Raw genomic sequence first — 16095 nt, 5'->3', positions numbered from 1 at the left:
AAATGATGCAATATCATTTTGTGTTTTTTAAATTATTTTCACCAGGAGTTTTATCTATATAATCAACTGAAACTTTATTATTTATCTTAACATAAGAAGTTAAGACTAACATAAGTAGAGTAGGGAATATCATTATTTTTAAAATTATCATCTTTATTTTTTTATAAAAACCCTGCTTCAATGAAGAAGGCTTCTTGATAAACTAACACAATATAAATTGACTCTGGATGAATAAATTACCAACCTGGATTTTGTTTTAAAGCCGTGTTACTGTTAAGTTCATCTTGTGGTATTGGCCATAAATAATGATTCTTGTTAAATACACGTTGCTCAAAAATTATTTTTTTGTAAAAATCAGCTTCATTAGTAGCATTAATATCCATGCTATGGAAAGGTCCAGCTAAAACATCTTCAGCAATTTTCCACCTTCTTACATCGAAATACCTAACGCTTTCGTAAGCGAGTTCAACGCGTCTTTCTTTTCTAATGGCTTCGCGCATTTCTGTTTGGTTTGCAGGAGCAATTAAATCTTCACCATATAATGCTATACCAGCTCTTTCCCTTATAATGTTTAAATATTTTAAAATATCTAAATTTCCTGGGTCGTATTCATTTAAAGCTTCAGCATAATCTAAATAAATTTCTGCAAGTCTTAAATAAGGAATTGTTGTTCTACCTCCAGCATTTTTCCAATATTCAGCGGGTACAAACTTTCTTATTAAATAACCGGTTGGAGGGTAATCATTTGCTCCCACCTGTTTTCCTGAATTACCAGCGAACCACATTGTTGTAACAACGTTTCCATATGTTCTATCAATCCATAAACTATTATTATATGTAATTCCTACATAAAATCTTGGCTCTCTACCTACCCATTGATTAAATGTGGATCTGGATTCAAAGTCAAAAGGCGCTTGATAATCTGTAAACCCTGTTTCCTGATAACCAGATGCAGGATCATCTATTGAACGTCCATTAGCCATAAAATAGGCATCAACCATTTCTTGGGTAGGACTCAAACCTCCTCCTCCTCGTACCTCAGCAGGGTAACCAATATGATAGGGTGTACATTCGTAAAAATGAGAGTTACCACCACGTATTCTTGAATAAATCATTTCTGAATTAAAATCTTTTAGCATTACGTTTCTACAAGACATATATGGACTATATGTGCCATTTGAGTCGTATTCTCTATAAAGAGAAAAGGTTTTAGGTACATAGGTGTTAATAAATTCTTTAGCAACATCAGCTGCCAATTTCCATTTATTCACATCGGTTGTTTGAGGGATTAAAGAAACTCCTTCATCATTTACCAAAGAAGCATAATCAGAATTTCCATTAAATAGAGGACTTGCGTAGAATAATAAGGTTTTTTCTTTAATTGCCATAGCAAACGGGTCATCCATTCTACCTACATCGTCACTTCCTTGGTTATATTTACGCAATACTGCAATTCCTTGATCTAAATCACTAATTATATAATTTACACATTCTTCTAAAGTATTTCTTCTTAGTCCTAAAGTTGTTAAATCGGCATCTGCTTCTACGGGTATTTCTGGCATAATTATAACAGGACCATATAGTCTTATGAGATTATAATAATAGAAGCCTCTGAGTACTTTTGCTTCAGCTATATATTTTTCTATATCAGTTGGAGTACAATCTTGACATTGATCAATATTTTGTATGAAAGTTGATGCAGACCGAATTGCTCTATAAAAGTTAGACCATAAAGTACTTACATGCTGTGTTGTTGGGTTCCAGTCACCTATATTGAAGTAATTACCTAAATGAAAGGACCATATATACTCTCCTTCATCAGAACCACCAGTTGCGGGAACTGAATTACTTGCCGAGTAACGTTGATCGAAATTACTAGGCATATGGTTATAAACAGATGTTAAATACATTTCTGCAGTGTTCTTTTTGGAGAATGTTTCTTCAAAAGTTAGTCGATCGTCTGGTACTTGATCAAAAAAATCATCGTTGCATGATACTGCTGTTAATACTAAAATTGTTAATACTATTTTTTTCATGATATTTTTTTTAAAATAATACGTTAAAACCAAAAGATATTACTGAAATATTAGGATAAGTTGCTCCATTACTAGTATTTAATTCTGGATCCCAAAGATCAAATTTGCTTAAGGTAAATAAGTTTGTTCCCCGCATGTATATTCGTGTGTTTTCTATTCCAAATTTGCTAGAAAACTTTTCTGGGAATGAATAGCCTATTTCAGCAGTTTTTAACCTTAAAAAGTCAATATCTCTCAACCACCAAGTACTCGTTTGAGAATTGTTATTTTGACCTATACCAGTATCTCCAAAAGACAACCTTGGGTAAAAAACGTTTGAATTATCATTTTCAGGTGTCCATCTGTCCTCGGCTATGGCATAAAGGTTTGTAGTACCACCACCACCATCAAATGGTCTAATACCTCCTCCGTTTATTATTCTATCGGCTTCATTCTGTCCCTGAAAAAATAAACTAATATCCAAACCTTTACATTCTACCGTGACCCCAAACCCATAGGTAAGTGCAGGAACATCTCCTTGCCCAATTTCTTTTTGGTCATAAGAGTCAATTTTACCATCCTCATTAAGGTCTCTATATCTAATATCTCCAGGCATTATTTGACCAAACTGTTCTGGAAAATCACCATCATCTGAAGTAATGAAACCATCACCGTTAGAATCGTCGTCAAGAGAATACAATCCTAATGCTTCTAAGCCATATATTGCTAATAATGGAGTCCCTATACGGTCTTGCCAATCGTAAAGTTGTTTTGGATCTCCATTTTTAAGAATGTTATTTCTGTTATACGAGAAGGTACCTCTAAATCCTAGATTAAAGTCTCCAAAAGAATTACTAAAGTTAATACTTCCATCAAAACCTTTATTCTCCACAATTCCTAGGTTTCCATAAGGATCTCCGGTAAGCCCTAAATAATTAGGCAAATCTCTTCTACGGAGGAATGCTCCTTCTGTATGTTCTTTAAATACATCAAAAATAAGTTGAAGTTTGTTGTCAAATAGATTCATCTCAATACCTAAATCTTGCTTTCTTGATTCAGACCAAGCAACATCTACACCATAATAAGTTTCACGAATACCATCTTGACCCGTGGCATTTTCACCAAAAGTATATCCAAAGCCTCCAGCTTGATCCACTCTATCAAGATAAGCAAATCTACCAGCTCCAGATTCATCACCTACAAGCCCATCAGAATATCTAATTTTTAAATAACTAATAGTATTGCTTATTGGCTCAAAAAACTTCTCATTTGAAGCCACCCAACCAAAAGCTAGGGAGGGAAAGAAACCATAACGATTTGATGGTGCAAAATTTTCAGAACCGTTGTAACCTGCATTAACTTCAAAGAAGTATTTATCGTCATAAGCATAAGTAGCTCGACCTGCAACACCTCTATTTCTAAAGGGAATAGAGCCTATAAAATCTCCAGCAAAAGCATCAACGTAATCAGACTGATTATATAAAAATAAACCGCTAATCGAATGTTTATCAAAATCACGATTGTAACTAAAGGATGTTTCTATATAGAACTTTCTATTACCTCCATTACTTCTGTCATATCCTAAATAATTTTGCCCTAGATAGGTTTCATTCAGCAACAATTCTCCATCTTCAGTGTATGGGAAATTTTCATCTACAAAATAGGTTGTTTCTCTTTTATTTCTCGTTATGTATTGCTGATTATAAGTATCAAAAGCAAACATACCAGTCCATGACAAACCTTCTGTTAAAAAATTTAATTGTTGAGTTAAACGTAAATTTGAGTTTAAGTTGTTTTTTATTTGATTTTGATATCCTCTACGTGCCACATCAGCATAAGGGTTTCTTAGCCCTCCATTCGAGCTTCTCCCTGGAACAAAGCCTCCAGGATATAGAACTGGATAAACCACAGGAGGAGCTTCCATAGCAGCACTAAAAACGGATCCAACTCCTGCACCAGGATAAGTGCCATCGGATACATAACCTTGTACACCTACATGAGCTTTAGTGGTTTTTGTAATATCTACCGTTAAATTTGATGTAAAATTATAACGTTTAAATCTAGTGTCAGAATCGTAATCCTCAAACCCATCTGTAACAAACAACCCCGTTTCATCATAATACCCAACAGATACATAATATACTGCATCTTCAGAACCACCAGATACGTTAACAAAACCTTGACGATTTCTACCAAAGTCATTAAACACAGCATCTATCCAATCCACATCGGGATATAAAAATGGATCTACTTTATTAACGGTATTTTGAATATACTCTTCTGAGTATCTAGGTATTTGACCACGAGTAGTTAGAGCCTCATTAGCTAACCTCATATAGGTCTCTCCATTGGCTAGTTCAGGTACTTTGGTGAAAAAAGTAACACCTTCATTATAGTCTACTGTAACTTTGGGTTTGCCTAATGTGCCTTTTTTTGTTTCTATAAGAATAACTCCATTTGCACCACGAATACCATAAACAGCAGTTGCTGATGCGTCTTTTAGTATTGTGAAAGATGAAATATCATTTGGATTTAAATTATCTAAGGACCTCTCCACCCCATCGACTAATACCAAGGGCTTTGCGTTTCCAAAAGAAGAAATACCACGTATCCAAATGTCGGCACCATCATACCCAGGTAAACCATCACGTTGCACACCTGTTAATCCGGCAACTCTACCTGCAAGCATAGTGCTAATATTAGCTACAGGTTGTTTAAGTTCTTGAGGTTTAATAGTAGATTGTGCTCCTACGACACTTATTCTTTTTTGGCTACCATAACCCACTAAAACCACCTCATCTAATGATTGAGGATCGTTTTCAAGTTGAATATTAAGTTTCGTATTTTGTCCAACAGTTATTTCTAATGTTTTTAAACTAACATAAGAAAAAACTAATACTGAATTTTGAGAAGATACTTTAATAGTAAAATTACCATCAAAATCGGTAATGGCACCATTGTTTGTATTCTTTTCAGAAACATTAACTCCAGGTAATGGAATTCCTTTAGAGTCAGTAACAATTCCAGTAATAACAATTTGATCATTTTGCTGATAAAAAGCAAAAGCATTAGTTTGAATAAGACAAAAAATTATAATTCCTAACATAATAGCAATTTTGTGTCTTTCTTTTTTGCGCTTCAAAGACACCATAGTCAGCAATGGTGTTTCTTTTGTTTGTTTGGTTTTTTTCATTAATTAAGAGTATAGTTTAGTTATATTTTACAATTCACTAAATCGATTTAGTGAATTGTAAATATATTAACTTTATTGTAACAAACAAATTATTAATTATATAATTAGATCATCCTCTGCGTATTGTATCAATAAGATAGGAACTCTTAATGGTGAATTCTACAATGTTATTTATCGCTAAGCATTCTTTTACTATTTGGTTAACATGTCTTCAAGAATTATATGTTTGTAGCAATTGCTGTAAATGTGTTAGTGTATTAATATATAATTTTAATAATAAATGGCAGGGGAGGGAGTCATTAATGGTTTTATGACTAATCATATAAACCATGATTAATAATTAAGTTATATAAACATTATAAGAGTATATAATTCCTTTTAGTTTAATTAGTCTAGTGAAAGTATTGTATTTGTAAATATATGGATACATTTAGATAGCTAAAAGGAGTTTTAGCCTTGTTAATTCCATCCTTTTCAATGGTTTCAAATACAGAGATTTCCGGTCTGAAAGTAAATTATATTAATAAGTTTTATTCATCTTAGATAAAGAATTCATAAAAATCAAATATTTATTTTTTAATGTCACTAAATCGATTTAGTTTTACTAAAATATAAACTATTGTATAAAAGTTTATATAGGCTAAGAATTATCAAAGATTATGAGAACAACAAATCTAGTTTTATTGACATTGTTTCGCTTGGTAGTGACAAATTTGAACTTAATATTAGTAGGTAGAAAAAAAAGAGTATTATGTATTTTCTCTTTTTTATTGAGTATTATTTCTTGTAAACATCATCAATTTTTAGAAAGGGAAAAAAAAATAAAGGATGATAAACCCAATGTAATTATCATTTTAACAGACGATCAAGGGTATGAAGATTTAGGGTGTTACGGATCTCCAAATATTGAAACACCTCATTTAGATAAAATGGCTAAAAATGGCATCCGATTAACTGATTATTATACGGCACAACCAATCTGTTCAGCATCTAGAGCTGCCCTCCTTACGGGGTGTTATCCTAATCGAGTTGGTGTACATGGTGCATATCCTCCTAATAGTAAAATAGGGTTAAGTTTATCAGAAATCACTATAGCCGAAATGTTGAAAGCAGCTGGTTATCATACCGGTATTTTTGGAAAATGGCATTTGGGAGATCATTCTATGTTCATGCCTAACAATCAGGGTTTTGATGAGTATTTTGGTATTCCTTATTCTAATGATATGTGGCCATTTCACCCAGATCAAGGGGCAGGGTCTAATTATGGCCCACTTCCTTTATATGATAATAATACGATTATTGATACATTGACCAATCAATCTTTACTTACAACTCAAATTACAGAAAGAAGTATTGACTTTATTAAGAAGAATAAAAAGGATCCTTTTTTCTTATATATAGCCCATCCACAACCCCATGTTCCATTGTATGTTTCAGACAAGTTTAAAGGAAAATCAAAAAGAGGGTTGTATGGTGATGTGATTATGGAAATAGATTGGTCTGTAGGTCAAATATTAAAAACATTAAAAGAAAATAATCTTGAGGAAAATACAATAGTCATTTTTACTTCAGATAATGGTCCGTGGTTAAGTTATGGAGACCATGCAGGTTCTGCTTATCCCTTTAGAGAAGGAAAAGGCACCTCATTAGAAGGAGGACATAGAGAACCTTGTATTATATACTATCCAAAAAAAATTAAATTAGGGAGAACTATTAACATCCCAATAATGAATATTGATATTTTACCAACTATTGCTGAAATAACAAAATCTTCACTTCCTAAAAGTATCATTGATGGAAAAAGTGTATGGAATATTTGGACAGGAGAGTCTACTGTAAGTCCACAAGAAGCTTATTATTTTTATTATCATACAAATGAGCTTCATGGAGTAAGGTATAAAAACTGGAAAATGTATTTTCCTCATAGGTATCGCACTTTGAATAGTCGCCTAGGAGGTGAAAATGGATACCCTGTTAATTACGAATATAAAATTATGGATGATATAGAGCTTTATAATTTATCTATAGATATAAGTGAAACTACGAATGTAGCAGTTGAAAACCCAGAAGTAGTTGAGGTGATTAAATCCCTTGCCGATGATATGAGAATTAAACTAGGAGATGCATTAACAAATGTAAAAGGAAAAGAAAACAGACCGATCGGAAAAATTTAAGAATAAACAGTAGATATCAATCTGTTATAAAATCAAAAAAAGTGATTTTATAACTCACAATTAAATAAAAAATGATAAGAAATATAACAATAAAAATGCCACTCCTATTAATATTAGGTTTAATGGTTTTTAATAGCTATTGTCAAACCATTAAACCGTTTAATACTACGTTAAATTTTGAAGAAGCAGATAAAAAAGCAAACGAAATCTTGCAACAAATGACTCTGGACGAAAAAATAGAATTAATAGCAGGAGACGATATGTTAATAAGAGGTATAAAGCGGCTTAATATTCCACCTGTAATTACAGCAGATGCAACTCAGGGAGTGCGATTAGCTTGGGATGAAAAAGGTAAAGTTAAATGGGGGGTAGGTATAGAGAAATCAACTGCATTTCCTGCTCCAATTTTGCTCGCCTCAACATGGAATCCTCAACTTTCGCATGATTACGCAAAAAGTATAGGAGAAGAATGTCGTGCAGGAAACATACGTGTTTTATTAGGTCCTGGGATGAATATATATCGTATTTCACAGAATGGAAGAAATTTTGAATATTTTGGAGAAGATCCTTTTCTTGCAGCTCGAATGATTGAGAACTATGTTAAAGGTCTTCAAAGTACTGGTACGATAGCTACTTTAAAGCACTTTCTTGGTAATCAAACAGAGTTTAAACGTCGAAGAAGTAATTCGATAGTGGATGAACGTGCTTTACAGGAAATATATATGCCTGCATTTGAAGCAGGAATTGACGCTGGCGCCTTAGCTGTTATGACTGCTTATAACCAAATTAATGGAGAATGGACGGGTCAGAGTCATTATGTAATAAACAAATTACTCAAAAAGGATTTAGGTTTTAAATGGCTTGTTATGAGTGATTGGTGGTCTGTTTATGATGGAGAAAAGGTTTCAAAATCTGGACTTGATTTAGAAATGCCTTGGGCTACTTCATTAAAAGGAATTAAAGAAAAAATTGACCAAGGAAAAGTGCTCGAATCTGATATAGATCGAATGGCAAAAAGTATTTTAAGAACTTGTTTTGCTATGGGAATTTATAATAGCACAAAAATGAATGGAGACGTTAATTATGATGCTCATGAACTAGTAGCATTAAATACAGCAAGAGAAGGAACTATTTTATTAAAAAATTCAAATGCAATTCTTCCTCTATCAAAAGCCAAAAATCATAAAATACTTATTACAGGAAAATATGCTGCTAAATTTGCAAGAGGTGGAGGTGCTGCTTATGTAAAAGGTTATAATAATGTTGTTTTATTAGACGCCCTTAAAACTGAATTTGGTAACCAAATAGAGTATAAAGAAAAACCAAGTATAGATGAATTAAAACAAGCGGATATTGTATTAGCTAGTATTGGAACTTTTGATGAAGAAGGTTCTGATAGACCATTTAATCTGCCAGAAGAAGATGAAAATCAAATTCTTAAAATAGTAGAAGCAAATAAAAATACTATTGTTATTGTAAATTCGGGGTCTGGTATTAAAATGACAAATTGGGCTGATAAAGTTGCAGCTATAATATATGGATGGTATCCTGGTCAAATTGGAAATGTGGCATTAGCAGAGATTCTTTCTGGAAAAACAAATCCTTCCGGTAAATTACCTATTTCTATTGAAAAACATTTTGAAAATACTTTAGGATACCCTTATCTTCCAACTGGAGAAGAGGTAACCGACCCAACACCAGAACACGAACACCCTGTTTATGATGTAAATTATAATGAAGGTGTTTTTGTTGGTTATCGCTGGTATGATTCCAAAAAGGTTGAGCCATTATTCCCTTTTGGACATGGTTTGTCGTATTCTAATTTTTCTTATAAAAAGTTACATGTTACTCCCCAATCATTTACATCAGATAATGAGGTTATAGTATCTTTTGAAGTAAAAAACACAAGTAAGGTTGCAGGATCTGAAGTTGTACAAGTTTATGTATCTGATATCGATTCTAGTGTGCCAAGACCTGAGAAGGAGTTAAAAGGGTTTTTAAAAGTTTATCTCCAGCCTGGAGAATCAAAACAGATAGAAATTGTATTAAATAATCGCTCTTTCTCTTTTTGGGATATTAATACTAAACAATGGAAAGCAGAATCCGGAAAATTTAGAATTCAAGTAGGTTCTTCTTCTAAAGAAATTAAACTTAATACAATTGTAAAGATGAAATAATAATTCTTCTTTAAAAGACAAGGTAGGTGTTTTAAATGTAAAAATCCCATAGTTTTAAAAACTATTAAATCCAACCTTATAAGTGAATTTTTAAATTTTTACTTTCTTTTAGGATGTTTTGAATGGATTCCATGGTATTTACAAGCAAAATTAGATTTTTAATGTTTTACACCCAATTTTATTAAAATCGTTTCCAATAGACACCATTTTGTAAATGCAGACTGGATTAAATTTATACCAATAAATACAGTAAACCACATCCAGTTTTGGTTTACATAAACGGTAAGTACCACACTCAATAATACCATGGTACCTACAATAATTCTAAAATATGTGTTTAACATTTTAATTGATTTTAAGTTTATATAAATTTTTCAATAGGAACAACCACGGCTTTTATTGGATTGTTCGTTTCTAAATTTTTGTTAAATTCTTTTATTAAATTAAATAAATCATCAATGTTTTCATCATCTGTAAAAGAAAAGAACAAGCTAGACTCATTACCTCCTTTTCCTGAAGAAAACCAATTAGAAGTCATTAATAGAGAGGATCCGTTTTTGTATCCATCAATATCTGAACTACTAAAATTTTCAATATTTGCATTCTTAAATAATTTCAAAACATCTTTCTGAAACTGTTCTACTGCTGTAACTATGACTAATTTCATTTTATTAGTTTTTATTTATGATTTTTCTTTTCTATCATGTAATACACAAGGGGCACAACCAACAATGTTAATATGGTTGAAACAATTGTCCCTCCCATTAACGAAATGGCTAACCCTTGAAATATGGGATCAAATAATATCACGAATGCTCCAATAACAACGGTTCCTGCTGTTAATAAAATAGGAGTTGTACGTACTGCACCTGCTTCAATAGCGGCTTGTTTTAATGGTACACCTTCAGCTGTTCTTAAATTGATAAAGTCGATAAGTAATACTGAATTTCTAACCATAATTCCTGCTAACGCAATCATTCCAATAAAAGAAGTTGCTGTAAAAAAAGCGCCCATAATCCAGTGACCTAAAATAATTCCGATTAATGATAATGGTATTGCAACCATCATAACTATTGGTGCTTTGAAGTTTTGAAACCATCCAACAATTAAAATATAAATTAAAATAATGGCACCTAAAAAAGCAATTCCTAAATCTCTAAATACTTCTAAAGTAATCTGCCATTCACCATCCCATTTTACGGTGTAATTATCTTCAAAATCGGGTTGACCTAAATACATCTCGTTAATCTCGTAGCCTTTTGGTAATGGAATTTCTTTTAGTTTTTCCTCCATTCCAAGTATAGCATATGCAGGACTTTCTAATTCACCCGCCATATCAGCCATAACGTACACGACCCGTTTTTGATTTTTGTGGTAAATACTTTTTGCCGCAGTGGTTTGTTTAATATCAACTAAATCGGCAATTGGCACCATATTTCCTTGTTTTGATTTCACTTTTAATTGCGAAATATCAGAAATAGTCGATTTTTCTTTTTCATCTAAAGCCAATATCAAACCAACTTGATTTATAGCATTTTCATCATACAAATTAGTAATGGCTCTGTTAGATAACGCCATATTCATCGTGTATGCAATTTGCTGTGGTGCAACGCCATATAACATTGCTTTTTCTTTATTGATGTTGAATTGATATTCGGTTTGATCTGCCTCCACCATCCAATCGATATCAACCACGTCATCTGTGTTTTTTAAGATATTTTGAATACTATTTGCAATTTTAATTTGCTCGGTGTAATTAGGACCATAAATTTCGGCAACAATGGTTGACAGTACTGGTGGTCCAGGTGGTACTTCTACTAATTTTACATTCGCATGGTATTTTGAAGCAATTTTTTGAATGTCTGGACGCAATAATTTAGCAATATCGTGACTTTGAGCACTACGTTCTTCTTTATCCAATAAATTCACTTGAATGTCTGCCATATTACTCCCACCACGTAAATCGTAATGACGTACCAAACCGTTAAAAGTAATAGGGGCAGAGGTGCCAATATAATTTTGGTAATTCACTACTTCAGGCCGTGTGGATAAATACTGAGCAATTTCTTGTGTTACAACTCCTGTACGTTCCAATGTGGCTCCTTCAGGCATATCTATCACGATTTGAAATTCATTTTTATTATCAAAAGGCAACATTTTCACAGCAACAGATTTAGTGAAAAACAAGACCATTGTAGCCATTAAGAGGATAAATGTTCCTCCTAAAAACATCCACCGTATCTTTTTGTTTTCTAATAAAGGACGTTCGAATTTGTTGTAAACCCTATAAATTAAAGTTTCTTCAACAGGTTTTTCTGGTTTTTCTTCTACCCCTTTTTTATCTTTTTCTCTTAAGAAAATATAACCTAAATAAGGTGTAATCGTTAAGGCTACAAATAAAGATAATATCATAGCAATAGAAGCTCCAATTGGCATTGGTGCCATATACGGTCCCATTAATCCAGATACAAAAGCCATAGGTAAAACGGATGCTATAACCGTAAATGTTGCTAATATGGTTGGGTTTCCAACTTCGTTAATGGCATATAAAGCAGCTTGTTTAAAAGGCAAGCGTTTCATTTTAAAATGCCTGTGCATATTTTCAGCAATAATAATGGAGTCATCTACAACAATTCCTGTTACAAATACTAAAGCAAATAAGGTGATTCGGTTTAGCGTGTAGTCGAGCATATAGTAACTCAATAAGGTTAATGCAAATGTAATTGGGACTGATAAAAACACAACCAAACCACCACGCCAACCCATGGCTAGCATAACCACTAGAGTTACTGCAAATATAGAGCCTATAAGATGCCATAGAAGCTCGGAAACTTTATTTGATGCCGTTTCACCATAATTTCTAGTCACTTCAACATGTACATCATCAGGAATTAGAGTGCTACGTAAATGTTCTACTTTATCAATAATAACATCTGCAATTTTCATGGCATCAGCTCCTTTTCTTTTAGCAACTGAAATGGTAACAGCTGGATACTCTGATCTGTATTCCGATGCTTTTTCACTACCTTTTCCAAAACCTAAACTCACATAATTTTGTGGTACTTCTGGACCATCAATTATTGTTGCAACTTGTTTTAAATATATTGGCTGATTTTGTTGTACACCAACCACCAAATTTTCAACATCTGTAACCGAAGCTAAAAAAGCACCTGTATTTACTAAAAATTCAGTATCATTTTTATCAAAACTACCAGCACTTAATTGGCTGTTATTCAATTTGATCATTTCCGAAACCGACAAGAAATCCAATCCGCTTCCAGCCAATTTATCTTTATCTAAAACCACACGTAATTGACGATCTCTACCACCAATTTTATGCGTAATAGCGACGTCGTTTATCTTCTTAATTTCGGCTTCTAACTCTTGAGCCATCTGGTTTAACTGGTAATCGTCATAATTTTCACTCCACAACGTTAATCCCAACATTGGCACATCATCAATCGCACGTGTTTTCACTAAGGGAAATGTTACACCAGCTGGCATTTGGTCCATGTGCTTGTTAATTTCGTTGTATAATTTCACAAAAGAACGCTCAATATCTTCGCCAACATAAAACTGAACGATGACCATTCCTTGCTCTTTCATGGACATAGAATACACATATTCCACACCTTTAATATTCGAAATTAATTGCTCTAAAGGTTTAATTACGCGCGATTCCACTTCCGTAGGACTTGCTCCGGGATAACCCACAAAAATGTCTGCCATAGGCACATCAATTTGTGGTTCTTCTTCACGTGGAATTAAAAACGAACTGTACACACCAACCACCATAAATACAATCATTAAAAGCACTGTAAGCTTCGACTGCATAAAGACTTTGGCAATTTTACCTGCGATTCCTTCTTTCATATTCCTATCCCTAACCCTTTCCAATGGAAAGGGAAATGTTATGGGTTATTTTTAGTTAATATTTATTTTTTTTATAGTTTAAAGAAGCTTCTTCAAACCGACAACAATGAGTACTTACAGCATATTTATATCACTTAATTTTCACACTGGCTTCCTTCCCTTTGGGAAGGATTGAGGATGGAATAATTTTCGCGCCATTAAACAGTTTTCCTTCAGCTGAAACAATGTATGCTTCTTCAGCATTTAAACCAGATAAAACTTCCACTTGATCTCCAAAAGTTCTACCTAATCGCAACCAACGTAACAGTGCTGTATTGCTTTGGCTTACTGTATACACTCCAGATAATTGTCCGTTGGTTACAATAGCATCTGTAGGAATTAAAACCATTGATGACGTTGCTTTTCTTTCCACAGGAAATTGAACTGTAGTAAACATGCCTGATAAAATATTGGCATCCGTTTTATCTAAATCTATTTTCACTAAATATTGTCCACCAGTATTTTTAGCAGAAGTACTCACTTCTTTTACTTTTCCTTTCAAGGTTTTGCTAATCGATTTTACCAATACATTAACTGTAGTTCCTTTTTTAATAGCAGAAATCTCAGTTTCAGGAATCATGGCCATCACTTCAAAATTTCCAGGCGTTTCAATACTTATTAATGGCACTCCAGGATTTGCCATATTTCCAGTTTCTACGTTTTTACTAGTCACTGTTCCGTTAAAAGGTGCTGTAATATTGCTGTAAGCAAATTGTGCGTTAACTTCATTTTTCATTTGATTAGCAGCTTCTAAACGCGCTTTAGCTATTTCAAATTTAGCAGTCATATCATCCATTTCTTTTTGGGATGCACTATTATCTGCAAATAAATTTTTAAAACGGTTGTAATCTTTTTGAGCATTGTTAAAAGCAGCAGTCGCTTCAGTAATTCCAGCATTTACTTGTGCTTTTTTAGCTTGTAAATCACTATTATTAATTGAGACTAATAATTGTCCTTTACGTACCTTATCGCCAACATTTACGTGTACTTTGTTTACATAACCCATCATTCTAGTACTTAAATCTGCACTATTTGAAGATTGAATTTTACCGCTTACACTCAAAAAAGGACTTTTACCATTTGCTGTAACTTGATGCACTTTTACGCGAATTGCAGGCGAATTATCTGCAACCACTTTTTTGTCTTCGCTACCACAACTTGTTATAAAAAAGGAGGCTGTAGTTAGGCTTAATAGGAATATATATTTCTTCATCTTAAAAATTATTCTTTAGTTAAAAATTGTAAATACGCTTGTGTATAGTTGTATTCGAAAATGGTTTGATAGTATTCCAATTGCTTTTGAGCATATTGCGTTTCTGCCATTAATAAATCGGATGTTTTTTCTAAACCTTCTTTAAATCGATTGGTTCTAATTCTTAAAGATTCTTCAGATTGTTGTAATGCTAAAGTTGTTAGTTTTAAGGTATTATCAGCATCTAAAAAAGCGCGTTTTGCTTTGTTTAATTCTAAATTACTTTGAGATACGTATTGTTTGTATTCTAATTTCGATTTTTCAAATTCGGCTTTACTTTTTTGAACTTTTCCAAAACGTTTAGATCCTTGAAAAATATCCCAACTTAGTTGTGCTCCAAATAAATACCCATTTGCATCTCCTTGAAAAATTTTATCATCATATAACTCGTAACTTCCAAAAGCGTTTAAACGTGGTAAAAAAGTCATTTTATCAGCTTTATTCATTGCTTCATAAGCGTTTGATGCTAATTGCATGGCTTTGATATCAGATCGGCTTTCTGAAACTGATTTATCTGTCAAGGTAAAGGCTGCGATGGTTAATTCATCGGTTGGTGTGTACACCACATAGCTTTCATCATTCATTAAAAAAGACAAATAGTTAGAGGCATTTTGCACATTACTTTTAGCCGTTTGTAATTGATTTTGAACTTCAGTAACTCGTACTTCTACATTCAACACATCTGCACGTTGTAAATAACCTTGTTTAAAACTATCATCTGCTAATTTTTTGTTGGCATTTGCTACTTCTAACGCTTTTTCTAAAACATCTACTGCTTTATAGGCTAATTGCAATTGCATGTAAGCTTTGTCTACTTCAAACACTAAATAGTCTTGTGTGCGTTCTGTTTTTAATGACATGGCTTCCATTTTAGATTTGGCTGCTTTGCGTTGGTAAATGCCATCTAAATTGATTAATGGCTGCTGAATTTCTAACTTTGTAGCGTAGTTTTCAATCTGAGAAGGATTGTTTAACAAAGCAGGGTTAAAATCACTCTGTGTTAAAATTTCCTGATTCAATTTAGAACCAAAAGCCATTAAAGGATTAGTCGTTGCTATTACCGTATGACTTGCTGTAATATTTGGTAAAAACACAGCGTTTGTTTGTCTGTAATCTGCTTTGGCTGCATTAAATTCTTGTTGAGAAATTTTAATAGAAGTGTTTTGGTCTGTAACTCTAGAAAAGACTTCATATTTCGATATAGCCACTTGCTTTTGTGCTTGTATGGAAAGACTCAATAATAAAAAAGAAAATATGGGTAGATATGTGTTTTTCATTAATCTAAATAATTTGATAGAACAAAAATAGAGTGATAAAAGCTATTGGTCAGTAACAAAGGTTACTTATCAAAATACTGTATATAAAAAAGTAT

General features: G+C 32.9%; 9 protein-coding genes. 2 read left to right on the top strand and 7 right to left on the bottom strand.

Features of this window, described 5'->3' with window-relative positions; all coding sequences use genetic code 11:
* Positions 1 to 236: 236 nt before the first annotated feature.
* Positions 237 to 2036 carry a RagB/SusD family nutrient uptake outer membrane protein gene (locus tag QLS71_RS00615; RefSeq protein ID WP_308992397.1) on the bottom strand — a complete coding sequence of 600 codons (1800 nt, stop codon included), beginning with the start codon at positions 2034 to 2036 and terminating at the stop codon, positions 237 to 239.
* Positions 2037 to 2046: 10 nt separating this feature from the next.
* The gene (locus tag QLS71_RS00610) at positions 2047 to 5208 is read right to left on the bottom strand and encodes a TonB-dependent receptor (RefSeq protein ID WP_308992398.1); all 3162 of its coding nucleotides are present in this window, start codon (positions 5206 to 5208) and stop codon (positions 2047 to 2049) included.
* Positions 5209 to 5921: 713 nt separating this feature from the next.
* Between QLS71_RS00610 and QLS71_RS00605 the strand changes: the two genes are divergently transcribed.
* The gene (locus tag QLS71_RS00605; RefSeq protein ID WP_308992399.1) at positions 5922 to 7382 is read left to right on the top strand and encodes a sulfatase; all 1461 of its coding nucleotides are present in this window, start codon (positions 5922 to 5924) and stop codon (positions 7380 to 7382) included.
* Between the two features lie 71 nt (positions 7383 to 7453).
* Positions 7454 to 9559 (top strand): glycoside hydrolase family 3 C-terminal domain-containing protein, encoded by a 2106-nt coding sequence (locus QLS71_RS00600; protein WP_308992400.1) that lies wholly within the window; start codon positions 7454 to 7456, stop codon positions 9557 to 9559.
* Positions 9560 to 9717: 158 nt separating this feature from the next.
* Here the strand turns inward: QLS71_RS00600 and QLS71_RS00595 are convergent, their stop codons facing one another.
* The 5 genes from QLS71_RS00595 to QLS71_RS00575 form a co-directional block, all read right to left on the bottom strand.
* On the bottom strand, positions 9718 to 9903 hold the full coding sequence (locus QLS71_RS00595; protein WP_308992401.1) for a DUF2892 domain-containing protein: 186 nt from the start codon (positions 9901 to 9903) through the stop codon (positions 9718 to 9720).
* A 17-nt stretch (positions 9904 to 9920) separates the two neighbouring features.
* Positions 9921 to 10226, bottom strand: coding sequence for a hypothetical protein (locus QLS71_RS00590; protein WP_308992402.1), 306 nt, complete (start codon positions 10224 to 10226; stop codon positions 9921 to 9923).
* An 11-nt stretch (positions 10227 to 10237) separates the two neighbouring features.
* Positions 10238 to 13432, bottom strand: a complete 3195-nt coding sequence (locus QLS71_RS00585) for an efflux RND transporter permease subunit (RefSeq protein ID WP_308992403.1) — start codon at positions 13430 to 13432, stop codon at positions 10238 to 10240.
* A 130-nt stretch (positions 13433 to 13562) separates the two neighbouring features.
* Positions 13563 to 14684, bottom strand: a complete 1122-nt coding sequence (locus QLS71_RS00580) for an efflux RND transporter periplasmic adaptor subunit (protein ID WP_308992404.1) — start codon at positions 14682 to 14684, stop codon at positions 13563 to 13565.
* A gap of 8 nt (positions 14685 to 14692) precedes the next feature.
* Positions 14693 to 16000, bottom strand: a complete 1308-nt coding sequence (locus tag QLS71_RS00575; protein WP_308992405.1) for a TolC family protein — start codon at positions 15998 to 16000, stop codon at positions 14693 to 14695.
* Positions 16001 to 16095: the final 95 nt, after the last annotated feature.

This window comes from Mariniflexile litorale, assembly GCF_031128465.2.
Classification (GTDB): Bacteria; Bacteroidota; Bacteroidia; order Flavobacteriales; family Flavobacteriaceae; genus Mariniflexile; species Mariniflexile litorale.
Note: the sequence above shows the minus strand (reverse complement) of the source record. Positions and strands in the feature narration are given on the sequence as shown.

What these genes read in the sequence shown, in the direction of transcription:
- QLS71_RS00615 (WP_308992397.1), bottom strand. Translation starts at nt 2,036, where the DNA reads ATGAAAAAAATAGTATTAACAATTTTAGTATTAACAGCAGTATCATGC.
- QLS71_RS00610 (WP_308992398.1), bottom strand. Translation starts at nt 5,208, where the DNA reads ATGAAAAAAACCAAACAAACAAAAGAAACACCATTGCTGACTATGGTG.
- QLS71_RS00600 (WP_308992400.1), top strand. Translation starts at nt 7,454, where the DNA reads ATGATAAGAAATATAACAATAAAAATGCCACTCCTATTAATATTAGGT.
- QLS71_RS00595 (WP_308992401.1), bottom strand. Translation starts at nt 9,903, where the DNA reads ATGTTAAACACATATTTTAGAATTATTGTAGGTACCATGGTATTATTG.
- QLS71_RS00590 (WP_308992402.1), bottom strand. Translation starts at nt 10,226, where the DNA reads ATGAAATTAGTCATAGTTACAGCAGTAGAACAGTTTCAGAAAGATGTT.
- QLS71_RS00585 (WP_308992403.1), bottom strand. Translation starts at nt 13,432, where the DNA reads ATGAAAGAAGGAATCGCAGGTAAAATTGCCAAAGTCTTTATGCAGTCG.
- QLS71_RS00580 (WP_308992404.1), bottom strand. Translation starts at nt 14,684, where the DNA reads ATGAAGAAATATATATTCCTATTAAGCCTAACTACAGCCTCCTTTTTT.
- QLS71_RS00575 (WP_308992405.1), bottom strand. Translation starts at nt 16,000, where the DNA reads ATGAAAAACACATATCTACCCATATTTTCTTTTTTATTATTGAGTCTT.